The sequence below is a fragment of the Bifidobacterium tibiigranuli genome (assembly GCF_009371885.1).
Classification (GTDB): Bacteria; Actinomycetota; Actinomycetes; order Actinomycetales; family Bifidobacteriaceae; genus Bifidobacterium; species Bifidobacterium tibiigranuli.
Genome location: NZ_QLZA01000002.1, coordinates 47,327 through 70,737, shown reverse-complemented (window position 1 = coordinate 70,737; position 23,411 = coordinate 47,327). Strand labels below are relative to the sequence as shown.

Genomic DNA, 23,411 nt, shown 5'->3' with positions numbered 1-23,411 from the left:
TATGAATATCGTTGTTTTCGGCGGTTCGGGTTTCATCGGCAGCCATATGGTCAGATGCTTGTCGACCGACCCCGGCAACCACATCACCGTGTTCGATCACTCTGTGGCCGCAGGGCAGCGCCAGGGAATCACCTATGTCCAGGGCAGCTTCGCTACAGGCTTTGACTTCGCCGGGCTGGTGAGAGGCGCAGACCTTGTTATCCACCTCATCAGCACATCGGTGCCGGGCACGGAAAGCGGGGCGCTGTCCGAAATCCAGCGCAATGTCATACCGAGCGTGGAGCTGTTTCAGGCGTGCGCCGAATGCGGCGTCAAGAAGGTCGTGTTCCTTTCGAGCGGGGGCACCGTCTATGGCAATTCAGGCAGACAGGCGAACAGGGAGACCGATCTGCCCGACCCCATCAACACCTATGGGCTGCAGAAGCTCATGATCGAGCAGGCGCTGCGGCTGTGCGCCACAACTGGCGGCTTCGACTGCCAGATCATCAGGCTCTCCAACCCGTATGGCCCCGGCCAGAACCCGCAAGGGCCGCTCGGACTGATCACCAAGCTGGTCTACCAGGCCATCAACGGCGAGACCATCCAGATCTTCGGCGATGGCTCGGTCGTACGTGACTTTATCTACATCGATGACGCCGTGGCGTGCATCATGGACGTGATCGGCAACGGCGCTCCCAACGAAACGGTCAATATCGGACGAGGCGTCGGCACGTCGGTCAGCGAGGTCATCGAAACGCTGGAACGGGTGCTGCCCATACAGGTGAACGTGACGCACCGGCCGGGGCGCAGCGTGGACGTTCCGTATTCCGTCCTTGACATCGCGAAATACCGGAGCTTCGGCAGCGTGCGCGAGTTCGTGACCTTGGCCGATGGCATACGCAAAACCTACGATTTCTTTCGGAAAGGACGATCATGAAGAAGCGTCTGCTGGTCACCGCGTCGACATTCCCGCGCTGGAAGGACGACACCGAGCCGAAGTTCATCTATGACCTGTGCATGCAGCTCAAGCAGCACTACGACGTGACCGCGCTGGTTCCCGCTGCTCCCGGTGCGCGCAGCACAGAAACGATGGAAGGCATCCGCGTCAAGCGCTTTAGGTATTTCCCCATCGCCTCGTTGCAGACTCTTGCCTACCCGGGGGCGATTGTGCCCCGCATCCGGGAGAAGAAGGCCCGCGCCCTCTTGGTGCCGTTCTTCTTCATCGCGCAGTACTTCGCCACGCGCCGCGAGCTGAAGCATTGCGACGCCGTGCTGGTCAACTGGTTCGTGCCGCAGGGGGTCACGCAGTCCTTCCTGCGCAGGAAAAAGCCCTATATCGTCTCCGGTCTCGGCGGAGACGTGACCTCGCTCAACGGCTTCCCGTTCAAGCAGCTCAAGCAGCGCGTCATCGACGATGCCGGGGCGGTCACCGTGGTCTCGCGCGATCTCAAACATACCTTGCAGACGCGTTATCGGCATACGCAGCATGTGCAGGTCATTCCCATGGGCGTCGACCTGACCTTTTTCGGCCCCAAGCATCGCGACGAGGCCTTGCGCAAGACGATCGGCAAGCCCATTGTGCTCTTCGTCGCCCGGCTCGCCGAGAAGAAGGGCGCACGGTACCTGCTTGAGGCCATGCAAGGTCTCGACGCGAAGCTGCTCATCGTCGGCGATGGCCCTGAACGCGCGATGCTGGAAGGGCGCGCACGCCAGTTGCAGCTCGATTGCGAGTTTCTAGGGCCGAAGAACAAGACCGAACTGCAATCGCTATATGCATCCTGCGATGTGTTCGCGGCACCGTCGGTGGTGGCGGCGGACGGCGACAAGGACGGTCTGCCGGTCGCGATTCTGGAAGCCATGGCGTCAGGCGCGCCCATTGTGGCCTCGGATATTGCCGGCATTGGCGAAGCGGTGGCGGACGGCGAGAACGGCTATCTTACGAAACCGGGGGACGTCGATGCGCTGCACACGGCAATTGCGAAGGTACTGTCCCCGGGAGACGACGGATACAAGCGTTTCTCCCAGCGTTCGCTTGCACTCGCCGGACGTTTCGATTTCGCGCAGATCGGCGAAGAATACCGCAAGCTGATCGATGCGTTGATCCGTTGATTTGAAACCTGTCTTTTTTCAGAAGGAATCATGCTTCTGAAAAACGAACTGGTCAGGCCGACGCGCCGTTCTGTTTTGGCTGAGTGGGTCGGCTGCCTTCCTGCACAGTCGCAAACCCGTCCCACTCGTCCTGTTTGGCCCAAATGGCCTGATACGGCGCGGAATACTGGATCTCCTTGGTGCGTTCGAGCTCGTCCTCTACAAGCCGGCGCTGGATGCGCTGCACTTCGGAGATGATCTGCAGCGCGACGCATACCGTGGCGATCATCAGCAGGGCGACGCCAAGCAGCATCGACTGCAGATGGCCCTTGTCCTGGCCTATAGAGGCGAGCGCGAGAAAACGGATGATCGGAATCAGCCCCAGCACGCCGAAGATGATGGCCGCCCATTTGAAGATGACGTTGGATTTGAACATCAGGAAACTGCGGATGATCGCCCCGCCCGACTTGGCCATATGCTCGAAGATGTTCGAAAACAGCCGCGATTCGCGGGTTTTGGGATTCGTCGTGATCGCGTACGATGCGATGGCGATGCGCTTGTTGCCCGCCTGAATGATCGTCTCCATGCAGTAGCTGAACTCGGTGACGATGTTGAGCTGAATCAGCGAACGCTTCGAATAGGCGCGGAATCCGCTCGCCGCATCGGGAATATGCGTGCCAGCGGCCTTATTCACGACCCACGAGCCGAAATGCTGCATGGCCTTCTTGAAACCGCTGAACTCGCTGATTTTCGCGGTCTGACGGTCGCCGACCACGATATCGGCCTCATGGCGGACGATGGGCTGGACCAGCTCGCCGATGGCCTCGCTGGGGTACTGGTTGTCACCGTCCGTGTTCACCACGATATCCGCGCCATGCTTGAGCGCATAATCCACACCATCGCGGAAGGCGCGCGCCAGCCCCATCGGCTTGGCGTGATGCACTACATGCTGCACGCCAAGGCTGCGGGCCACCTCGACGGTGCGGTCTGTGCAGCCGTCGTCGATGATCATCAGCTGGATATCGTCGATGCCCGATATGGTCGTGGGGATTTTGGCCAAGACGAGGGGAAGTGTCGTTTCCTCGTTCAGGCAGGGAATCTGGATGAAAAGCTTCATGGTTCCTTCGAGTCGTTCCTTCAAATCATTGCGTGATGCTGCTTACGCCAATTGTAGACAGTGAGGGGGAACGTCCTCCGCGCGGCTCGTGGTTATCTTGTTGTCCCCCGTCTTCCCTGCCTGCTGGAACGAAAACGCTACTGAGCAGTCCGACGTTTTCGTTCTAGCAGGCACGGGATAGCGCTACAATCCGGACGCAACCCGCCTAGTCCGTTATGGTCTGCTCCTTGAACACCTTGCCCCAGGCGTCGATGCTGCAGATGTCGGATTCGCGGTATTCCTGGGACAGACGCTCCCAGTTCTTCAGTAGGGTCTGCGATATGCGCAGCCCCTCGCGGACCTGCTGCCTGAACAAGGCGCTGTCCCGTCGGCACCAGGCCACCGTGTTGCCGTCGGGCGAGGTGACGAGCGCGGAGTTGACGCCCACGAATGAGCGCCATATAGCCTGATCGGAGGGGATTGCCACATCCGGCTGGGCGTCCTTAGTGCCGTCGCCGCGCGAAACCAACGCACGGGCTATGGCTTTGAGACCGCTTTTCTTGATGGCCTTGGACGTGGTCGGCGTAAATGGCATGGCGAATTCGCGTGCCGGCGCGGGAACCTCATCCACGTCCGTGATCAGCGTCGTATCGGCGAAGCCCTTGCGCGCCTGCTGGACCTGGGCCATCTTGCCGGGCATGGAATCGAGGATGTATTGCGGCCCGCGCAGGATGTCGCGCAGCCCCATATGCCGCAGTCGCAGCGCGGAGTAGACGAGCTTGATGCCTACGTTGACGTCGCCGTAGAGCATTTCGAAGGCGAAGCGGCGGCTGGGCTTGGGGCAGTGCAGCAGGCCGCAGATCCAGCGGTTGCGCTGGAAGAAGTACTCCTCCCACGTTCTCGACGGGTCCTTGTCATGCCACGCCTGATGCCAGACGGCCACACCGGGCAGGCACACCGTGTGGTAGCCGTGTTCGGCGGCACGCAGCGCGTATTCGGTGTCGTCGAATTTAATGAAGAAGGGCATCGACAGGCCGATCTCCTTCATGATGGCCGTGGGGATGAGGCACATCCACCAGCCGTTGAAATCCGAGTCGATGCGACGGTGGCGCTCGGGCGAGTCGCGTAGCGGGAAGCGCGCGAAATCATGGTTGTAGTCCAGTCCTTGCGACGGTTTCATCCATACGCTGGCGGGGACGAAGCGCTCGCCCTGCGTGTAGAGCACGGTGCGGTTGTCGAGATGCAGCATGCCGCCGCCCACGATGGTGGGGCGTTTGGTGTAGTCGGCGAACTGCAGTGCGCGCAGAATCGCCTCCGGTTCGCTGATGGCATCGTCGTCCAGCAGCAGCGTGTACGAGCTGGTGCCTGCCTTGAGCGTCTCGTACATGCCGCGCGAGAAGCCGGCCGAGCCGCCCATGTTGGTCTGGCGCAGATACGTCAGCCGACTGCCGAGCTCGTTTGCGACCTGCTCGAAGCCAGGCTGGTCGCGCACCAGGTCGGTGCCCTGATCGGTGCAGTAGATGGTGTCGAGGCGCTCCACCAGCGCCGGCTCGTGCGCGATGGTGCGCAGCTGGCGCAGGCAGTACTTGGCGCGGTTGAAGGTGGTGATGGCGATGGACAGGGTGGTGCTGGCGGTGCTGGTGCTGCCCGTGTCGCTCGGTACCGCCGTCTTCTCGCCACACGGCACCGACCATTGCGCGTCCTCGATGTTCAGCGCCGCATCGTTGCCGGCTTTGGCGTCGAACCAGAAATAGCCGCCGTCGATCAGCCCGTTCATGGGGAGCACAGTTTCGATGCTTGCGAAGCCATCGGCGTCGAGCATGGCTTCATCATGGGTGGTATCGACGTTGATGGTGTCGAGCGCGGAGAAGAGGCCGCGGCCCGAGGATTTATACAGTGCAATTTCGCCGATTCCGCGCACCTTCGCGCTGAACCGCACGGCGCTGATGCCCGTCCAGCGCTTCCAATAGCTGGCCGGGAAGGCATTGAAGAAGGTGCACAGCGAAACGTTTCTGCCGGCGAGCACTGTCATCGCATGGCGCGAATCGACGGTGAAGACGTCGTTGGCTGCAGTGCTGGCGTGGTCTTCGATGCTTTCGTTGAGCAGATGCCGCACGGCCTTGCTGTTCATGCTGTCGAACGGCATCTTCTCCATATCGAGGCGAGGGTTGAACACGTCGTCGGTGAGATGCGGCCTCGTCCATTCGATGGCGTACAGGGGGAGCACCAGATCCTGGTCGCTCACAGGGAACACGACGCGGCTGACCGCCTCCCAATTCCGGTCGTCCGTATCGGTGCCTGACTGGTACATAGTATGCATGGTCCTCATTATATGGAACTGCGCGTAAGTGTGCGGGCGAGCGCCGCGTTGGGCGGCGTAGCAACGAGCCTTGATGCTGCTGTTGCCTCGGCGTTGCCCCATTGCGCCGACCTCGTTGGACTGAGGGCTTCGCAGGTCGGTACGGTAGAATGACCTGCGATATGGCGAGTATGGGTTGCGATGCGTGACGCGGCGTGCGATGCGTAGGAAGGCGGTGCAAGCGTGATGCTGGGTGACGGGCAAGTGAGCGCTGGCGTAACGGGCGATGCTGCAGCAGATGGCGAGTCAACAGGCGAGACGCCGATGACGCCGCCGTTTTCGGTGCTGATGGCCGTGTACGCCGGCGACGAACGCGACTATCTGCGTCGTGCGGTGTTGTCGAACACGCTTGAGCAGACTTGCGTTCCGACGCAGTTGGTCATCGTGCGTGACGGGCCGGTTCCCGCGTCGATACAGGCTTTTTTAGATGGGCTGGATGTTTGGCTGGGCAAGGCATTCGCGCAAGTCGGGCGGCATGATTCGCTTCCCGAGATCACGGTGTTGGAGCTTGCGCGCAATTCCGGGCTGGCGCATGCGTTGAATCAGGGTCTGCGGCGCTGCCGGTACGATCTGGTCGCCCGTGCGGACAGTGACGACATCTCGCTGCCGGCGCGATTCGCCACGATTATCCCGCTGCTTGATGGGCCACATGGTGAGTCGCATCGTGCGCCGCAGCATGATTCGCGCGGAGAACGTGAGCATGTCGGCCACTATGACATCGTCGGCAGCGCTATCCGCGAGTTCAGCGGCGATGAAAGGCACCCCGGCCAGGCGCGCACACTGCCAGCCGGTGGCAAGAAGCTGCTTGATTTCGCGCGCGTCCAGTCGCCGCTGCATCACCCGAGCGTGGCCTTCCGCAAGTCGGCGGTGCAGCGCGTCGGCGGGTACCCTGAGCACAGCGGTCGCTTCGAGGACTATCTGCTCTGGGAGCGGCTGATTCTGGCTGGTGCGCGGCTGCATAACGTTGCCGAGCCGCTGGTGCTGTATCGCGTCGATGCGGGCGCATATCAGCGGCGCGGCGGCTGGGCCATGTTCCGCGACGAGCTGGCATTGCAGCGCCGATTCCGTGCGGATGGGTTCACGAGCGCTGCGCAATTTGTGCGTAATGTCGCTATTCGCGCGCTCTACCGGCTCATGCCGACCGGATTGCGTAAGCTGGGGTATCGAGCGCTGATAGCGCTGCGCAATGCGGGACGTAAGCTCGGCGACGTGAGCGGCAGCGGGCGGCGCAAGGCGCAACGCAATCGCGGCAGCGGGCGCAGCAATGAACGTAGCAGCGAACGTAGCAGCGGAAGCAACGATGGGTGTAACGATGGACTCAGCAATGGGCGCAACAGTAGACGAAACGATAGAGGGAGCAGCAGCGACAGCTCCGGGCATGGCAACTCCGAACACAGTATTTCTAAACGCAGTATTTCTGAAATGAATGAGTCAAAGAACCGCAGCGCTCGCTAGGAGAGGCTGACCGCAGCAGCATTCAGTCGCAGCTGCTCTCGCACAACAAGACGGAAACGAGGCATAACGCATATGGAACTGTCCACATGGCAGCAGGCTGTGCCCTTGGTCGTGGCCGTCATACTCGCGATCTATGTGCCGGGCACGCTGATCGCTGCCGCCGCCGGGCGGCGCGGAACCGTAGAGCTTGCCGCGCTGGCACCCGTGGTCTCGCTCGCCATCGCGGGCGTGGGCGGCGTCATCGCTTATCCGCTTGGGATGAGGTGGGAGTGGTGGAGCTACCTCATGTCCTGCGCGCTGGTGCTGGTTGTCGTGCTTTCCATAGCTGGCCGTCGTGAGGCAATGCGGCTGATGCAGCGCGGGCTGCGGCATGCTGAGACCGCGAATCGCGCGTCGTCCGCAGGCTCCATAGATTCCGCAGATTCCGCGCAATCCGGCGCAGCGACCGACACGCTTCAGGCGGATTCCGTTCGTCCGGCTTCGAAGCGCCCGACTCCGCAGACTTTTGCGCAATGCTGCCGCGAGGTCCTGCGCTTATGCCGTTTCTGGCTTCCCGCATGCGCGGGCGTTGCGTTGGCGGCGCTCACCGTGACGTTGCGGTTGATGCGCGCCGTGCCTTCCCCGGAGCAGGTCACGCAGAACTATGATTCGGTGTTTCACGACAATGTGGTCGCCCGCATGATGCTCACCGGCCAGGCCTCGTCGCTGCACGCGCTGCCGCCGATTCGCGAAGTCTACCCGATAGCCTTCCAGCAGTTCGCCGCCTTGGGTGGCAGCGCGGTCCCCGGAGCCAGCGCGACCACGGCCATCACTGCCGCCTGGCTGGTGTTCGCAGCGCTTATCTGGCCGATTTCGATGCTGTATCTCGTCCGTGTTATTTGCGGCCGCCGCGTCATCTCCGACTTTCTGGCGCCGGCCCTGTCGGCGGTCAGCGCTGGCTTCCCGTTCCTCCTGCTGGATTGGGGCACGCTGTATTCGATGTTTGCCGCCCAAGTGGTTGCGCCGGTGCTGTTGGCGCTGCTGTGGCAATGGTGCCGCCACGACTGGAAGGTGAGCAGGGCAACGGCGCTGGACGGCCTCGGATGGGTCGCCGTGGGCGTAATCGCAGTGTCGTTCTGCCATTTCCGCGTCACGCTGACCGTGATATTGCTGGCGTTGCCGCTGCTGCTCGTGTGGCTGGTGCAGGCGGCCGGCGCATTGCGGCGCGCCAATGCCAAGGCCTTCCGGATTGCCTTGGGCGCTGGCGTGCTCGCGGTGGTCGCTGTGCTGGCCGTGGGCTTCAAAATCTTCGTGAATATGTATCTGCGCGACAATTCACGGCCCATCTCCGGCCATCTCAACGGCGGCCCGGCCCTGCCGACCGAAGACATCCCGTCGGCAATCAAGCGCTTTGCGCTGGGTGTCCCCATCGACTCGACGGATCAGCGCATGGCCGTGTTCTGGCCGATTGCCGTGCTGCTGATCGCCGCCGTCGTGGTCGCGCTGCTGGCGCATACGCAGGAAAGCCTCATTATGGTGGCGTCCTTCGCGCTGCTGGGCTTCGTATTCATCAGCTGCGCGGGGACCCATGCCGATTGGGCGAAGGTGGTGACCGCGCTGTGGTACAAGGATCAGCGCCGGCTCTTCGCGGCTTGGCCTATCGCTGCGTTGCCGCTCATATGCTGGTCGCTGCTCTGGCTGCTCGATATGGCGTCATCGGCGCTGGCTCGGCGCGGGCAGTCAGGTCGGCAGCCGTCGCTCGTGCTGCGTTCCTGCGCGCTGGCGGTGGCCGCTATTATCGGTCTGCTGGCCTGCGTCGCCAATCCGCAGGCCGACGGCATGCAGCGGGCAGTCGGCCGGACCTACGCCTTCGCCGCAAACGGCTCGGATGACCCGATGCTTTCGCGCGACGAGTATCTGCTGCTCAGGCGCCTGGGCTCGCATGTGGGGGAGGGCGAAGGGGTGATTTCCGACCCGTGGAACGGCAGCGGATTCATGCTCGCCATAGGTCGGCGCACGCCATATTATGCGCATCTCAACATGCTGTGGGATTACGATCATGCCTATCTCGCACTGCATTTGGGCAAGATGAAAACCGATCCGCAAGTCTGCGAGATCATCCAGCGCAACAACCTGCACTGGTACTTGGATATGGGTGGCTCGTACGCGCCCGGCGACCCGCAGCACGCGATATTCGCCGGCATGCGCCCGGTCGCAGGAGCCATGCAGCCCGTCGACCATCAGGGTCGCGCGACTCTGTACTGGATCACCGGCTGCGGGATGGGCAGTCGGCCGTAGTCGGTGGTGTGAGGGTCTGAGGGCCTGAGAGTTCGGTGAGGGGTCTTCTAGTAGTGTTGTCACGCAAAATGCCCCATGAGCGTGATATTGGTACTAGAGCCGTCAGTTACTCGGACTATCGTCACGCAATGACCCTATTCGCGTGACGTTTGTACTAGGACTCGACGGACCTCAGCCCTTCGCAGCACTGATTTCCACAGCACCGATGGCGGCGACGATTTCGGGGTTGCCGGCCAGCAGCTCCGCGTTGCCTGCGGGGCGCTGTCCAAGGCCTTCGCGCAGGCCGCGCTTGAGGCAGTCGAGGATGACCGCGCGGTCCGGTGAACGCCAGTAGGTCAGCACCCAGCGGCGCAGGGTTTTGAGCAGCAGTTCGGCGTATTCGGCTGCGGTGAAGTTGCTGCGCGAGAATCGCAGAATCCACAGCTTGTTGCGCACTTCGAAGAAGAAGCGCTCGCCCGGGTCGGCGTCGCTGGAACCGAAGACCTTCGTCTTGTGTATGACTTCGCTGGCAGGCACATAGTAGCCGGTCGCGCGGCGGAGCAGCTTCGTGGTGTATTCGTAGTCGTCGTTCCACAGGAAATACGCGGCGCGGGGCAGCGCGTGGGCGGATTCGATCATGCGCGCGTTGATGAGGCAGGAGACGAACGACAATGAACGCACTTGGAAGGCTTCGGCCGATTGCTGCAGTTTCGCAGCGCCCAGCGCGCGCCAGGTGCGCGGGCGCGGCTTGTTCATCAGATGCTCGCGGCCGTCGGTCCACAGCGCCTTCGAACCAAGGACGGCCGGCCAAACGCCATTGTGCTCGCGGGCCTCGCCAGCGGCGGCGAGCAGCTGCTCCAAGGCCGTGGGTGTGGGGATGGTGTCGTCGTCCATAAGCCAGACGTAGTGGTTCGCCTGTTGGCTGTGGTTGTCGTCAGGATGGTTTGCGGCGTCCAGTATGGCAGGGTCGGTGGCAGCGTCGGCCAGTGCGCGGGCGATTCCGGCGCAGAATCCGCCAGCGCCGCCCACATTGTGATCGAGTACGGTGACCTCGGGCTGCAAGGGGTGCCGCTTCGCCACATCAGCCGCGCCATCGGTGCTGGCGTTGTCGATGACGATGACGCGATCCGGCTGCCGGGTCTGCGAGGTCAGCGCGTCGAGGCACTCCTGCAGCAGACCCGCGCGGTTGTAGGACACGACGATGGCGGTGACGGTAAGACTCATGCGTTCCAGTATAAACGCCAGCGGCTAGCGCTGCTCGACAAGTGGTACTGGACGGATTTATACGTTGCGAACGATAAAAAACGCAGCGGTATGCCCAGTATGTCCAGTATGCCCGGCTGATTGCCTGACACTGGGTACATTCTTGCGTTTGGTATCGGAAAGCGCACGAATCCGTCCAGTAGTCCAGTAGTCCAGTAGCCCAGTAGACAGACTGCCTACTGCCGCCCATCACAAACTATGCTGAATCCGCCCTCCGGCTTCCCTGGGTTCTAGATAGAAGTGCAACACCGCCTATGGTTGGGATTGCTTATGTTCCGGCTACGGGAGGGTGCTGCACTCACTGTGAAAGTTTATACGCATTTGGATTCCGGCGAGCGGATCTTGTTGGAGAAGCTGCGCTTCGAGCGCCATGAGACGATCCGCCAGGTGGCCCGCGACCTGCGCCGCTCGGCCTCGACGGTCAGCCGGGAGCTGAGGCGGGGCCTGTGGTTCGCCTCGAACGAGAACGAGTCGTACCGGCCGTATAGACCGAAGCGGCTGAAGACCGGGGCGTGGACGGCCGGCCCGTTCTACTCGGCCCTGACCGCGCAGCGCAAGGCCGAGACGCGGGCGTGTGCGCCCAGGAAGCCGCGTCGCATGGCCGGCGCGCGGCTGCATGCGTGGGTGGCCGACGCGCTGGGGCGCGGCTGGACGCCGGAATTGATCGAGGGCCGGCTCAAGCTCGAGTACCCGGACGACCCGGAGATGCGCATCAGCCACGAGTGCCTCTACCAGTGGATCTACGCCGGCGGGCATGATACGGACTGGCGGCGCTACCTGCCCCGCGCCAAACGGCACCGCGCCAGACGCAAGGGCCGCAAGGCCCAGCGGATCGCGATGCCGATGCGCGTGCCGCTCGCATTGCGGCCCAGGGCCGTGGACGGGCGCCGTGAGTTCGGCCACTACGAGTCGGACACCGTCATCGGCTCCGCGCCCACGAAACGGTGCATCGACACGCAGGTCGAGCGCAAGACGCGCCGCCTGTTCGCCCGCCTGATAGCGGACAAGAGCGCCCCCGAGACCGCCAAGGCCGAGTACGCGGTCTACAGCGCGATCCCGGCCGGCGCGCGCATCGACCGCACCTGGGACAACGGCACCGAGTCCGCCCTGCACCGGCTCGTGGACGAGGCCCTGGGGATGCTGACCTACTACGCCGACCCCTACTCGCCCTGGCAGCGAGGAAGCAACGAGAACAGGAACGGGCATATACGCCGCTACCTGCCCAAGAGAACAAGCCTGAGGCACCTGACCCAGGGCGAGCTCGACGACATCGTCCAGGAGATCAACGACACCCCCATGAAGCTGCTGGGCTACCACACGCCCAACGAGGCATGGCAGGAGGAACTCGGCAAACTGCGACTACAATCACAACCAGCCAACCACAAGCACAGCTAAGCGTTGCACTTAAAAATAGAATCCAGCTTCCGAGCCGATTTCACCGTCGTCGCGTAGACTGGGAATCATGCGCTTTCTTCCCGGGCAAGAGCCCACTCATGACCTGACCTATGACGATGTGTTCCTGGTGCCGTCGCGCTCGGACGTGACTTCGCGCTTCGATGTCGATCTGTCTTCGGACGACGGCACGGGTACCACGGTGCCGATCGTGGTGGCGAATATGACCGCCGTATCGGGGCGGCGGATGGCGGAAACCGTGGCGCGGCGCGGCGGCATGGCCATCATCCCGCAGGATATCCCCACTGACGTCGTCGCGAAGGTGGCAGGCCGGGTCAAGGCCGCGCATCCGATTGTGGACACGGCGATTACCGTGCATCGCGATGACCCGGTGGCCGCCGTGATCTCGCTGATTCCGCGACGCACGCATGGCGCCGCCGTGGTGGTCGAGAGTGGCAAACCGGTCGGCATCGTCTCCACCAAGGACTACGAGGGCGTGGACCGTTACGCGCAGGCCGGCACGGTGATGACGCCCGAGCCGCAGGTCGTCAAGCTCTCCGATGTCGAGGGCGGCGGCGAGCACCTGCGTGAGGTATACGGCCAGCTCACCTACCATCGCCGCTCCTTTGTGCCGGTTGTCGATGACGCCGGGCTGCTCGTTGGCGTGCTGACAGCCAAAGGCATCGTGCGTTCGAGCATCTACCGCCCTGCGCTCGACGCGCAAGGGCGATTCCGTATCGGGGCCGCCATCGGCATCAACGGCGATATCGAGTCGCGTGCGCAGGCGCTGCTTGAGGCCGGTGTCGATACGCTTGTGGTCGACACGGCGCATGGCCACCAGGAGAAGATGATCGCGGCGCTGCATCGCGTGCGTGCGCTCGACCCGAAGGTGCCGATCGTGGCCGGGAACATCGTCACGGCTGCGGGCGTCGAGGACCTGATCGAGGCCGGCGCTGACATTATCAAGGTGGGCGTAGGGCCGGGAGCCATGTGCACCACGCGCATGCAGACCGCCGTGGGCCGCCCGCAGTTCTCGGCCGTGCTCGAATGTGCCGAAGCGGCGCGCAAGCTCGGCAAATCCGTCTGGGCCGACGGCGGCGTGCGCCATCCGCGCGATGTCGCGTTGGCCATCGCCGCAGGGGCTAGCCAGGTCATGGTCGGCTCGTGGTTCGCCGGCACCTTGGAATCACCGGGCACGCTCCAAGTGGACGGCGAAGGCCGGCGCTACAAGGAAAGCTTCGGCATGGCCTCGGCCCGCGCCGTCGCGGCTCGCACCGCAGGCGTTGATTCCTTCGACCGCGCGCGCAAGGCGCTCTATCAGGAGGGCATCTCCTCCTCGAAGATGTACTTGGATCCGCAGCGCCCCGGCGTCGAGGACCTGATCGACGAAATCACCTCAGGCGTGCGCTCCTCATGCACCTACGCGGGTGCCCGCAATCTCAGGGAATTCTCCGAGCGCGCCGTCGTCGGCGTCCAGTCCGCCGCTGGCTATCAGGAGGGCCGCCCGCTGCCGCAAGGGTGGCGGGCGTAGTCCACGTTAAATGGGGCCGTGTTGGAAAACGTACGCTGAATCGCTGTCAGCGTACGTTTTCCAACACGGCCCTCGTGAGCAATCAGAAAAACGTACGCTCAGGCTCGGTATCAGCAGGCTCGGCATCAGCACCGAGCCTGCGAATGCCCGCTCAGTACTTCATGCCCATCGCGGCGCGCACCTCATCGAGGGTCTGCTCGGCGATGGCGTTGGCGCGGTTGTTGCCGTCGTGCAGGATGTCGCGGATCGAATCCATATCCTTGGCGAGCTCGGCGCGGCGCTCGCGGTGCGGGGCAAGGAATTCGTTCACCGAGTCGATGACGTACTGCTTCAGCGCGCCGGCACCCGCGTCGCCGATTTCCTCGGCGATATCCTTCGGGTCGCGGTCGGTCACCAGGCCGGCGGTTGTCAGCAGCGCGGAAACCTGGGGGCGGGCGATGGGGTCGAAGGTGATGCGGCGCTCGGAGTCGGTCGGGCTCTTCTTGATGAGCTTCGTCGTCTCCTGCGCGGTGGCGCCCAACATGATTGAGTTGCCGTAGGATTTGCTCATCTTGCGGCCGTCCAAGCCAGGAATCTCGGGCGCCTCGGACAGAATCGCCGAAGGCTCGGGGAACACGGGGTGCTTGGGCGCGTAACGCTCGTTGAAGCGCCGCGCGATGGTGCGCGTGATCTCCACATGCGGCAGGTTGTCCTTACCGATCGGCACGACGTTGGCCTTGCAGAAGAGGATGTCGCACGCCTGATGCACGGGGTAGGTCAGCAGCAGCCCGGTCAATGCGTGGCCGGAGGCCTCCATCTCGGACTTCACGGTGGGGTTGCGGTGTAGCTCGGCCTCGGTCACCAGCGACAGGAACGGCAGCATCAGCTGGTTTTCGGCCGGCACCGCGGAATGTGTGTAGATCATGGTCTTGGTCGGGTCGATGCCCGCCGCAAGATAGTCGAGCACGAGGTTGAGCACATTGTCTTCGATATGCTCGGTCGTGTCGCGGTCAGTAATCACCTGATAGTCGGCAATGATGATGTTGGAGTGCACGCCCTTGTTCTGCATGGCGACACGCTCCTGAATCGAGCCGAAGTAGTGGCCGAGGTGCAGTCGGCCGGTCGGCCGGTCGCCAGTGAGCATCGTGAAACGGCCCGGATTCGCGTCGAGCTGCGCCTTGGTCTGCTCGGAAAGCCGCTTCGCCGCTAGGAAGCTCGCGCTCATCTCATTGCCCGCTGCAGTCATCTGCTGGTCGTCGCTCATGCCATGTCCTTTGCCGCACCCGCCGAAAAGCGTGTGGAAACCGTTCGAAAATATCGCTTTTATCGTAAAAGTCCGAGCAGACAAGCCGGTGCGGCGCAACTGGTGGTACTCTCTTATGTGATGAATCGAACGCAACAGTAAATTTCAGGGGGTCAGATGGGCCGCGGACGTCAGAAAGCCAAGCAGCAGAAAATAGCCCGTAAGCTCAAGTACTTGACAACTGATACCAACTACGACGAACTCGCCAAGGAGCTGCGCGTCCAGGAGCAGGGCTCCGACGTAGCTGATTCCTTCACAAATGGCACAACGGCGTATCCCGACGATTCGGTGTCGGCTCGTGGTGGTGATCGCGTTGACGCGGTCGAAAGCAAGCCTGAGGCACAGTCACCCGTTGACGACGATCTTGACGAGTATGCCAAGTGGGCCGCCGAAGCCGCAGCGAAGGCGACCAGCGACGAGTTGCCGGTGACGCCGGCTGCCAAGCCGAAGCCGCATCGCATTCCGATGCCGGTGCCGAGCGCGCTGTCGAAGAACGGCGCATTGCACAAGACGGGCGTGTCGCAGAAGACGGGCGTGCCGCAGAAGGTCGCGGGCGGTGCCGGTGCCGAGCCACGCGACGCAAGTGCCAGTGCTGCCGATGAGTCGGGCAATGCCAGCAAAACCGGTGACGCCAAGACTGCAAGTAAGGCTGTGGGCACTGGGTCTGCAAACACTGGGTCTGTGAGCAAGACGTCGAAGGCGACGAAAACTGCGAAAGCCGCGAAGCCCTCAGGCAGCACAGCGCGCAAGTCGGCTGGCAAGGCCAGCAAGACCGCGAAGGCAACGGGCGCTTCCGCGAGCCGATCGGCCGCCGCATCCAAAGCCAAGTAATTCGTAGGCGCGACTCGAACTCCATGCAGCGGCCTGTGCCCCTTTTGTGACGCTGAATCGCGATATGAGGCATAAAAGGGGCAGAGCACCGCAAGGAATGCCCCTTTCGTGACGGTAATCTGCAGTAAGCGTCATAAAAGGGGCAGAACCGGAACCGGAAAGGCCTAAGCACATGAAGAATGAGCTGGTGTATCAGTCGACCGACTACACCTGCGCGCCGGCGACTATGGTGAATGCGCTGCGCTATCTGTTCGATCGTAACGAGATACGCCCTGATGTGCTGTGGTCGATTTTCCGCGCCTCGCTGGATATGTACGGCTCCGACGGTAGCTTCGGCGGCGATGGCACCTCGCCGGACGCCATGCTCAGTCTGGTCAGCACTTTCAATATGTATGGCGAATCCGGCCAGTTCCCCATTCGGGCGCGGCTGCTGCGCGGTGAGGATACACTGGCTGGTGAGCCAGGCGAATCGGGCGGATTAGATACTCCGTTGCGCCGGGCGATTGAGCTGGGGCTGGACGGCATCGATGCGAATTGGACGACTCGTGCGCAGCGCAATGGCGAGAACGCTTCCGACGCTGATGCTCAGCGCACCAGCATTCAGCACATTGATGAGGCTGCGCATAATGTCAGCCCCGGCGCAGTCGGCGTGGCGCGGGTCTGGTCGAACCGGATGAACGGGCATTATGTGCTGGTCACTGGTTTCGGCGCGCTGCCTGATGGTGCCGCAGCCGTGCGCGTATTCGACCCGTACAAGGATTCCAAGGTCGACGGCGTGCAGGTGCAGCGCATCGAGCATGAGCCCGCGCAGGCCAATCGGCTGATTGCCGTCTCGCTGTTCGACAGCGGGGAGCGCGTGCCGTACGCCTTGGTGAATGACCGGTATGAGCGCCGCGTCATCGTCATCGAGCGCCGCGAATCGGCCTGAATTCGCCCCGAACGTCGTAGCACCGCAATATAGCCGCAATCCGTCGCGAGCCTGCCACGGCGTGCTGTGATAAGCGATTATAACGAATGCCGATAGCGCAATGTGGCCGCTGCGGCGTCAACGGCAACAAAGGTACTTTATACTGACCTGAGCCGATGCCGCGCATGGACCATCATCTTTGGGCGGTATCGTATGGCTGGGCGCTTGACGTTATGGGCCAGCCGATCAGGGATGGCCGGTGGCCGACGGCGCCAGCCAAACAGAGATACGCAAGACATGTATCAGACAGGGAAGAAGCATATGAACGTTCTGAAGAACCGTGTTACCAACACGCACCGCAAACTGGCGGTGTCCGCTGCCGCAGCAATCGCGGCCTTGGGCCTCGCGCTGGCCGGATGCGGCTCGCAGGGTTCCACCAGCTCATCGTCGAGCAGCGCGTCTGGATCGAATGGCTCGAACAGCGCCGTCGGCAAGCCGTTGGACACTGCGGCCTACGACAAGATCATCGCCGCAGGCTCCGTGGCCGACAGCTCCACGGTCGATGCCAACACCTGGGCCTCGGCGGTCAAGAAGGCCGGCGTGCTCAAGGTAGGCGGCACCAAGACCTCCGCGCTGTTCTCGCTGCAAAGCCCGGACGACAACAAGGTGCGCGGCTTCGATGCCGGCCTGTCGCAGCTGCTGGCCCGCTACATCATTGGCGACGCGAAGACCGACGTCAGCGTAGTCACCTCCTCCACGCGCGAGGCCGTGCTGCAGAACGGCACGGTGGACTCCGTGTTCGCCACGTATTCGATCACCCCTGCGCGCATGCAGAAGATCGATTTCGCCGGCCCGTACTATGTTTCGCGCCAAGGCATTCTGGTCAAGTCCACGAATACCAGCATCAAGTCCGTCAAGGATCTCGACGGCAAGAAGGTCGGCGTGCAGGCTGGCTCGACTGGCCCGCAGGTCGTCAAGAAGGCCGCGCCGAAGGCCACCGTGCAGGAGTTCCAGGACGATTCGCAGCTGGTGCAGGCCATCAAGCAGGGCCGCATCGACGCTTACGTGGTCGACCAGTCGCTCGTGCTGGGCGATGTGGCCAAGGAGCCCAAGGCGCTCAAGGTCGTCGGCAGTGGCTTCGGCACTCCGGACCCCTACGGCATCGGTCTGCCGAAGGGCTCTGACGCCAAGCCGTTCGTGAACGCATGGCTGAAGAAGATCGTCGCCGACGGCACGTGGGCGAAGCTGTGGAAGGCCACCATCGGCGACCGCACCGGCGTCACCACGGTGCCGAAGGTGCCGACCATCGGCTCGCTGAACATCAAGTAGGCGTCTGCTGAGTGAGTGCCTGCCAAGTAAGCGTTGACTAAGTGAGTACTTGCAAGGCGCAGCGTTAGCAAACGAAAGCAATCTCAAGCCAGGCGGGGCGAAAGCCGAGCAGCCGCCAGGCACATCCGAATGAGGGTCGTTCGGTGGCTGATAAAGTCGGCGTATCTGATGCATGAGATGTTTCAGATACGCCAGCTAGCTGCCGAACGGCCCTTGATGCTCACATGACCGGTCGCTGAAAGCCGCAGCGATCAGGCGACCGATCACGTCAGGTAATAACGGTAATAACGGTAATAACGGCAATAACCGATTAACCGACTACAAGCCCAAGGCGGTGGCGTATGCATCAGGATTCGCTATGGGGCACCATGTCCTATCTGGCCGGGCGCTTCGGCCATGACTATGTGATGAGCTACGGGGTGACGCTGCGCATCGGCGTCATCTCGTTCATTATTGGGCTGCTGCTCGCCATCCTGCTGACGATGGCGCGCATCAGCCCGATTCCGCCGCTGCGGACGGCGATTTCGGGCTATGTCGAAATTTTCCGCAATATTCCGGTGCTGTGCCTGCTGCTGTTCATCGTGTACGGCCTGCCGGAGGTTGGTCTTACGCTGGACTATGAGCCAAGCGTCATTGCCGCGCTCGTGCTGGTGTCTTCCGCGTTCGGCTGCGACAACCTGCGCTCGGGCATCAACGCCGTGGACCCCGGGCAGATTGAGGCCGCACGCTCGCTAGGGCTGTCGTTTGGCGGCATCACGCGCTCCATCGTGCTGCCGCAGGCGCTGAGCACCGTCGTGCAGCCGATGGTTACGCTGTTTATCTCGGTGATCATCAGCTCCTCGACCGGCGCGCTCGTGCCGATCGCCCATAACGAGCTGACCGGGCTGGTTTCGCAGATCAACACCAAAGAAGCGCTGGGCATACCGACCTTCGTGGTCGCCGCGCTATTCTACGTGGCCACGGGGCTGGTCATCGGCGCGATAGGCCGCATCATCGAAAAGAGGGCCGTGATATGGCGATGACACCCACCGAAGCCGCGCTGTTCGAAGCCGCAGGTCCGCGCGCCCGCCGACGCATCCTCATCGGCACCATCGCCACTTCGCTGGTGTTCGCGGCGCTCGTCGTCTGGCTCCTCATGCGACTGGACGCCAACGGCCAGTTCGACCCGCAGTATTGGGATCTGTTCGCCAGCGTCAACACTTGGAAGTTCCTCGGCGCCGGTTTCATCGGCACGATTCGGGCGTCGCTGAGCGCAGGGGTCATCGCGCTCGTCGGCGGCCTAGTGCTTATGTTCGGCCGTATCTCGGGGATCGCGCCGGTCCGCTGGCTCGCCACGGCAGTGATCGAATTCGTGCGCGGCACGCCAACGCTGCTGTTCATCTACTTCTTCTTCCTCGTGCCCTCGCAGTTCGGCATCCATATGAGCACCTACTGGATGGTGGTCATCCCGGTGTCGTTCTACGCCTCCGCCGTGCTGGCCGAAGTGTATCGCGCCGGCGTGCAGGCCGTGCCGGCCGGGCAGCGGGAAGCCGCGGAATCGCTGGGTCTGGGCCGCTGGCAGGTGTACAGCTCGGTCATTCTGCCGCAGATGTTCCGCATCATCGTGCCGACGATGGTCACGCAGCTGGTCGTCGTGGTCAAGGACACTACCTTCGGCTACGTCGTCACCTACCCCGAGATGATGCAGAATGCCAAGGTCATCGTCGCCAACTCCACCAGCATGCTGCCGGTCTACCTCATCGTCGCCCTCATCTACATCCTCGTCAACTACGCCATCTCCCGCTTCGCCCGCTGGCTTTCGAGCCGCTCCGACGTCAAGATACTCGTGGCGTGAGGGTTGGGGACATCATTGGTTCTAGTAGTGACGTCACGCAAACAGGTGGTTTTGCGTGACGTCACTACTAGGAACACCGATTGATAGTACTTTCGTCACGCAAACACGGCCGTTTGCGTGACGTCACTACTAGGACAGTGACGCTAGTACGAGTAACGGGGGCCGGTTGCACGCAAAAGTGGTGCGTTACGCGGCTACCAGCGGCAGCAGAGGGCTGAGGTCGTCGCGCTCGCCGACGGCGCTGATGTGGCCGGCGGTTTTTTCCTCATCCCATGTGGTGATGCCGCATGCCAAGCGCAGCCATACGTCCGGGTCGAGTTCGATGACATCGGGCGGCGTGAGATTGTGCGGGTCCGAAGCCGGGCCATCGAGAATCTTGACGGCGGCCCACGGGGCCACGCGCACCTCGACGCCCGGCCCAGGTGCCCTGCGTTCGAGCAGGAACAGGGAGTAGCGCACGGCCAGTGCCCAGATTGGGCGCGGCAGGTCGGGGGAAACGGACAGGCGCACCGCCGCATCGGTCTGTGTTGCCGGGCTTGCAATTGGAACGGTTGGAGACGGCAGTCCTTGCGACTCCAACGCGGTTTGCGCCGCCTGCGCCCATTGGTGCAATGCGGCCTTGCCTGCCGCCAGATCCTGTTCACGTATCGCTGCCATAGCCTCCATTGTGCCAGTGCATTGGACGTGGGATCGGACATGATGGTGCAATCCGTGCGGATTGGGCGTCATATGCCGCCTCAGCGTACGTTCCTATGCACGCTCCCATGCTCCGTATTGGAAAACGTACGCTGAGGAGCGGTTATCGTACGTTATCCAATACGAACGTCGTGAACGTGTAGGAAAACGTACGCTGAGCTGGTGACGGCGCACACTGCCCGAATCCGCTGCCACGTACGTCGCGTACGTCGGGCATAGTGCCCATGCCGCGCATGGCACCCGCGCCGCCAAATATTAAGACTCCCGATACCTGGTGTTTCAGCGGTCGTGCTAAGCTCAGCGCTGGAAACGTATGCAATAACGAGTCGTGACGGCGAATGGGCAGCAGTGCAAAAGTTAATGTGGCGTCGTTCGGCTCGGGCATAATCGGGCATAATGTTTCATGGAGAACAATCCGTCAAAGGGAGTCAGGTAATGACCGAACACACCGCACCCATGTCACCGACCACGCCGGGCGAATTCGCCGACGAAATTCGCAAGGAACTCAAGTATACGCAGGGCGTGACCGCCGAGCAGGCGACGCCGGCCGATGTGTACGTCGCCACCGCGACCGCAGTGCGCAAGCACCTCGTGGATTCGTGGGCGAGCACGCAGCATGACATGGTCGCTGGCAGCACGAAGGCTGTCGGCTACTTCAGCGCCGAGTTCCTCATGGGCAAGCAGCTGCTCAACGCGCTGCTCAACGCCGGCCTGAGCGATCAGTTCTATGATGCGGTCAAGGAGCTTGGCTTCGACGTGCAGGATGTCATCGACTCGGAATACGAGCCGGGACTGGGCAACGGCGGCCTGGGCCGTCTCGCCGCGTGCTACATCGACTCGCTCGCCTCCAAGGGCGTGCCCGCCTTCGGCTACGGCATCCAGTACCGCTACGGCATCTTCAAGCAGGAGTTCGACGAGCAGGGCGCTCAGGTCGAGCGTCCGGACTACTGGCTGGCCAACGAGGAGCCGTGGGGCCATATCGACTACAACCGCTCGCAGCGCGTCAACTACGGCGGCAGCGTCGTGGAGGAGAATGGCAAGAAGGTGTGGAAGCCGGCGTGGTCGGTGCGCGCCGTGCCGGTCGACTACATGGTGCCGGGCTATGCGTCGGGCCGCGTGAACACGCTGCGCCTGTGGAGCGCGAAGTCCTATGACGAGTTCGACTTGCTGGCCTTCAACAAGTCCGAGTACGTGGACGCCGTCAAGCCGCAGGTCGCCGCCGAGAACATCTCGAAGATCCTCTACCCGGAGGATTCCACCCCGCAGGGCAAGGCGCTGCGCCTTGAGCAGCAGTACTTCTTCGTCGCCGCCTCGATTCAGGACGCGATTCGCGTCTTCTACCCCGGCGAGGAGAACCCCGACCTCACTACCTTCCCGAGCAAGATTTGCTTCCAGCTCAACGACACGCACCCGGTCATCGGCATCCCCGAGCTCATGCGCGTGCTCATCGACGAGTACGGCTACGACTGGGATACCGCGTGGTCCATCACCAACAAGTCCTTCAACTACACCTGCCACACGCTGCTGCCGGAGGCCCTTGAGGTCTGGTCGGCGAAGCTGATTGGCGAGCTGCTGCCGCGTCATCTTGAGATCATCAACAAGATCAACGAGCAGTTCGTCGCCGAGCTGGGCACCAAGACGAACGACAGCGCCAAGATCGACCGCATGCGCATCGTCACCGACGGCGAAGACCCGCAGGTGCACATGGCCTACCTCGCCACGTATGGCGGCTTGCACGTCAACGGCGTGGCAGCGCTGCACTCGCAGCTGCTCAAGGACGTCACGCTGCGCGACTTCTCGGACGTCTACGGTGACAAGTTCACCAACGTGACCAACGGCGTGACCCCGAGGCGCTTCATCAGGATCGCCAACCCGCGCCTGTCCGCGTTGATCACCGAGGGCCTGGGCACCGACCGCTGGCTGAGCGATCTGGACATGCTCGAAGGACTGGTGCCGCTGGCGAAGGACGACGAGTTCGTGAAGAAATTCGCCGCCGTCAAGCAGGCCAACAAGGTCGCGTTCTCCAACTACGCCAAGCGCGAGTACGACTTCGACATCGACCCCAACACCATGGTCAACTCCATGATCAAGCGCCTGCACGAGTACAAGCGCCAGAGCCTGAAGATTCTCTCCGTCATCTCGCAGTACGCCGACATCAAGAGCGGCAAGGTCAGCGCGGACGACATCCTGCCGCGCACCGTCGTGTTCGGCGCCAAGGCAGCCCCCGGCTACAAGATGGCCAAGCTCACCATCCAGCTCATCAACAATGTGGCCCGCGTCGTCAACAACGACCCGGACGTCAAGGGCAAGCTGGCCGTGTACTATCCCTGGAACTACAACATCCGCCTCGCGCAGCACCTCATCCCCGCGACCGACCTTGACGAGCAGATCTCGCAGGCCGGCAAGGAGGCCTCGGGCACTGGCAACATGAAGTTCGCCCTCAACGGCGCGATGACCGTCGGCACGCTCGATGGCGCGAACGTCGAGATCCGCGAGCGCGTCGGCGCCGAGAACTTCTTCCTCTTCGGCATGACCGTTGACGAGGTCGAGGCGCTCTACGCCAAGGGCTACGAGCCGAAGTCTTACTACGAGGCCGATCCGCGCCTCAAGCAGGCCGTGGACATGGTCGCTGACGGCACCTTCTCGGAAGGTGACAAGGGCCTGTACGAGCCGCTCGTCACCGACTGGCTGAACAAGGACTACTTCATGACCTTGGCGGACTTCAGCGCTTACATGGACATCCAGGGCGAAATCGAGACCCTGTACCGCGAGCCGCTCGAATGGAGCCGCAAGGCCCTGCTCAACGTCGCCAACTCGGGCTTCTTCAGCTCCGACCGCGCCATTGACGACTACCTGCGCGACATCTGGGAGACTGGCCCGCTCGGCGAGTGAGCTGCTGAGTTCGTGTTGCTGAGTCTGCGGTTTTGTTGAGTCGTTGAGTTTGCGACTTCGCTGAGTCGCTAATCTGCGTCGCTGACAGCTGATCTACATAGGGTAAGCCCCTGCTACCACACGGTATCCGTGTAGTAGCAGGGGCTTTGTCATGCGTACTTTCGTGAGGGCCGGGCAAGTCGCCGAGCGCAGAGCCGTCGAGCCAAAGTCCTGCCCGGCGC

General features: G+C 62.6%; 16 protein-coding genes and 1 pseudogene. 12 read left to right on the top strand and 5 right to left on the bottom strand.

Features of this window, described 5'->3' with window-relative positions:
• The first annotated feature begins 1 nt into the window (after position 1).
• Both DDF78_RS01920 and DDF78_RS01915 read left to right on the top strand, forming a co-directional pair.
• Complete coding sequence (locus DDF78_RS01920; RefSeq protein WP_152581499.1) at positions 2–916, top strand: NAD-dependent epimerase/dehydratase family protein; 915 nt, start codon at positions 2–4, stop codon at positions 914–916.
• Entirely contained in the window at positions 913–2,088 is a 1,176-nt protein-coding gene (locus tag DDF78_RS01915) for a glycosyltransferase (RefSeq protein ID WP_152581498.1), read from the top strand. Before DDF78_RS01920 ends, DDF78_RS01915 begins: the two co-directional genes overlap by 4 nt.
• Before the next feature lie 52 nt (positions 2,089–2,140).
• Here the strand turns inward: DDF78_RS01915 and DDF78_RS01910 are convergent, their stop codons facing one another.
• The gene (locus tag DDF78_RS01910; RefSeq protein WP_152581497.1) at positions 2,141–3,184 is read right to left on the bottom strand and encodes a glycosyltransferase family 2 protein; all 1,044 of its coding nucleotides are present in this window, start codon (positions 3,182–3,184) and stop codon (positions 2,141–2,143) included.
• A gap of 205 nt (positions 3,185–3,389) precedes the next feature.
• Positions 3,390–5,483 (bottom strand): glycosyltransferase, encoded by a 2,094-nt coding sequence (locus DDF78_RS01905; protein WP_237564509.1) that lies wholly within the window; start codon positions 5,481–5,483, stop codon positions 3,390–3,392.
• 225 nt (positions 5,484–5,708) lie between these two features.
• On the opposite strand from DDF78_RS01905, the gene DDF78_RS01900 reads away from it, so the two are divergent.
• Together DDF78_RS01900 and DDF78_RS01895 are read left to right on the top strand one after the other, a co-directional pair.
• Positions 5,709–6,977 carry a glycosyltransferase gene (locus tag DDF78_RS01900; protein ID WP_237564520.1) on the top strand — a complete coding sequence of 423 codons (1,269 nt, stop codon included), beginning with the start codon at positions 5,709–5,711 and terminating at the stop codon, positions 6,975–6,977.
• A gap of 72 nt (positions 6,978–7,049) precedes the next feature.
• Positions 7,050–9,254 (top strand): DUF6541 family protein, encoded by a 2,205-nt coding sequence (locus DDF78_RS01895; protein ID WP_152581495.1) that lies wholly within the window; start codon positions 7,050–7,052, stop codon positions 9,252–9,254.
• A 171-nt stretch (positions 9,255–9,425) separates the two neighbouring features.
• Here DDF78_RS01895 and DDF78_RS01890 read toward each other — a convergent pair whose 3' ends face one another.
• A complete protein-coding gene (locus tag DDF78_RS01890) occupies positions 9,426–10,457 on the bottom strand; it encodes a glycosyltransferase (protein ID WP_152581494.1) in 1,032 nt (343 codons plus the stop codon).
• A gap of 342 nt (positions 10,458–10,799) precedes the next feature.
• Here DDF78_RS01890 and DDF78_RS01885 point away from each other — a divergent pair, with 342 nt between their 5' ends.
• Positions 10,800–11,891 carry an IS30 family transposase gene (locus DDF78_RS01885; RefSeq protein WP_419465477.1) on the top strand — a complete coding sequence of 364 codons (1,092 nt, stop codon included), beginning with the start codon at positions 10,800–10,802 and terminating at the stop codon, positions 11,889–11,891.
• 67 nt (positions 11,892–11,958) lie between these two features.
• Positions 11,959–13,419: a GuaB1 family IMP dehydrogenase-related protein gene (locus DDF78_RS01880; RefSeq protein ID WP_152581492.1), complete on the top strand. Its 1,461-nt coding sequence runs from the start codon at positions 11,959–11,961 to the stop codon at positions 13,417–13,419.
• 151 nt (positions 13,420–13,570) lie between these two features.
• Here DDF78_RS01880 and trpS read toward each other — a convergent pair whose 3' ends face one another.
• The gene (gene trpS / locus DDF78_RS01875) at positions 13,571–14,662 is read right to left on the bottom strand and encodes a tryptophan--tRNA ligase (protein ID WP_152581491.1); all 1,092 of its coding nucleotides are present in this window, start codon (positions 14,660–14,662) and stop codon (positions 13,571–13,573) included.
• Between the two features lie 156 nt (positions 14,663–14,818).
• Here trpS and DDF78_RS12045 point away from each other — a divergent pair.
• The 5 genes and pseudogenes from DDF78_RS12045 to DDF78_RS01850 form a co-directional block, all read left to right on the top strand.
• Positions 14,819–15,187, top strand: a pseudogene (locus DDF78_RS12045) (DUF3073 domain-containing protein); the annotation flags it as partial.
• Positions 15,188–15,704: 517 nt separating this feature from the next.
• On the top strand, positions 15,705–16,460 hold the full coding sequence (locus tag DDF78_RS01865) for a hypothetical protein (RefSeq protein WP_152581489.1): 756 nt from the start codon (positions 15,705–15,707) through the stop codon (positions 16,458–16,460).
• A 300-nt stretch (positions 16,461–16,760) separates the two neighbouring features.
• Positions 16,761–17,768 carry a glutamate ABC transporter substrate-binding protein gene (locus DDF78_RS01860; RefSeq protein ID WP_152581488.1) on the top strand — a complete coding sequence of 336 codons (1,008 nt, stop codon included), beginning with the start codon at positions 16,761–16,763 and terminating at the stop codon, positions 17,766–17,768.
• Between the two features lie 341 nt (positions 17,769–18,109).
• A complete protein-coding gene (locus tag DDF78_RS01855; RefSeq protein ID WP_202613173.1) occupies positions 18,110–18,790 on the top strand; it encodes an amino acid ABC transporter permease in 681 nt (226 codons plus the stop codon).
• Positions 18,781–19,602 carry an amino acid ABC transporter permease gene (locus tag DDF78_RS01850; protein ID WP_202613172.1) on the top strand — a complete coding sequence of 274 codons (822 nt, stop codon included), beginning with the start codon at positions 18,781–18,783 and terminating at the stop codon, positions 19,600–19,602. The genes DDF78_RS01855 and DDF78_RS01850 overlap by 10 nt, the downstream gene beginning before the upstream one ends.
• Before the next feature lie 186 nt (positions 19,603–19,788).
• On the opposite strand, the gene DDF78_RS01845 is transcribed toward DDF78_RS01850, so the two are convergent.
• Entirely contained in the window at positions 19,789–20,259 is a 471-nt protein-coding gene (locus DDF78_RS01845; RefSeq protein WP_152581487.1) for a sterol carrier family protein, read from the bottom strand.
• A gap of 474 nt (positions 20,260–20,733) precedes the next feature.
• Between DDF78_RS01845 and DDF78_RS01840 the strand changes: the two genes are divergently transcribed.
• Complete coding sequence (locus DDF78_RS01840) at positions 20,734–23,190, top strand: glycogen/starch/alpha-glucan phosphorylase (RefSeq protein WP_152581486.1); 2,457 nt, start codon at positions 20,734–20,736, stop codon at positions 23,188–23,190.
• The last annotated feature ends 221 nt before the right edge of the window (positions 23,191–23,411 follow it).

Excerpts from the sequence above, each read along its gene's own strand:
- DDF78_RS01905 (WP_237564509.1), bottom strand. The coding sequence starts at position 5,483 with ATGCATACTATGTACCAGTCAGGCACCGATACGGACGACCGGAATTGG.
- DDF78_RS01895 (WP_152581495.1), top strand. The coding sequence starts at position 7,050 with ATGGAACTGTCCACATGGCAGCAGGCTGTGCCCTTGGTCGTGGCCGTC.
- DDF78_RS01850 (WP_202613172.1), top strand. The coding sequence starts at position 18,781 with ATGGCGATGACACCCACCGAAGCCGCGCTGTTCGAAGCCGCAGGTCCG.
- DDF78_RS01855 (WP_202613173.1), top strand. The coding sequence starts at position 18,110 with ATGCATCAGGATTCGCTATGGGGCACCATGTCCTATCTGGCCGGGCGC.
- DDF78_RS01865 (WP_152581489.1), top strand. The coding sequence starts at position 15,705 with ATGAAGAATGAGCTGGTGTATCAGTCGACCGACTACACCTGCGCGCCG.
- DDF78_RS01910 (WP_152581497.1), bottom strand. The coding sequence starts at position 3,184 with ATGAAGCTTTTCATCCAGATTCCCTGCCTGAACGAGGAAACGACACTT.
- DDF78_RS01890 (WP_152581494.1), bottom strand. The coding sequence starts at position 10,457 with ATGAGTCTTACCGTCACCGCCATCGTCGTGTCCTACAACCGCGCGGGT.
- DDF78_RS01840 (WP_152581486.1), top strand. The coding sequence starts at position 20,734 with ATGACCGAACACACCGCACCCATGTCACCGACCACGCCGGGCGAATTC.
- trpS (WP_152581491.1), bottom strand. The coding sequence starts at position 14,662 with ATGAGCGACGACCAGCAGATGACTGCAGCGGGCAATGAGATGAGCGCG.
- DDF78_RS01900 (WP_237564520.1), top strand. The coding sequence starts at position 5,709 with ATGCTGGGTGACGGGCAAGTGAGCGCTGGCGTAACGGGCGATGCTGCA.
- DDF78_RS01920 (WP_152581499.1), top strand. The coding sequence starts at position 2 with ATGAATATCGTTGTTTTCGGCGGTTCGGGTTTCATCGGCAGCCATATG.
- DDF78_RS01845 (WP_152581487.1), bottom strand. The coding sequence starts at position 20,259 with ATGGCAGCGATACGTGAACAGGATCTGGCGGCAGGCAAGGCCGCATTG.
- DDF78_RS01915 (WP_152581498.1), top strand. The coding sequence starts at position 913 with ATGAAGAAGCGTCTGCTGGTCACCGCGTCGACATTCCCGCGCTGGAAG.
- DDF78_RS01880 (WP_152581492.1), top strand. The coding sequence starts at position 11,959 with ATGCGCTTTCTTCCCGGGCAAGAGCCCACTCATGACCTGACCTATGAC.
- DDF78_RS01860 (WP_152581488.1), top strand. The coding sequence starts at position 16,761 with ATGAACGTTCTGAAGAACCGTGTTACCAACACGCACCGCAAACTGGCG.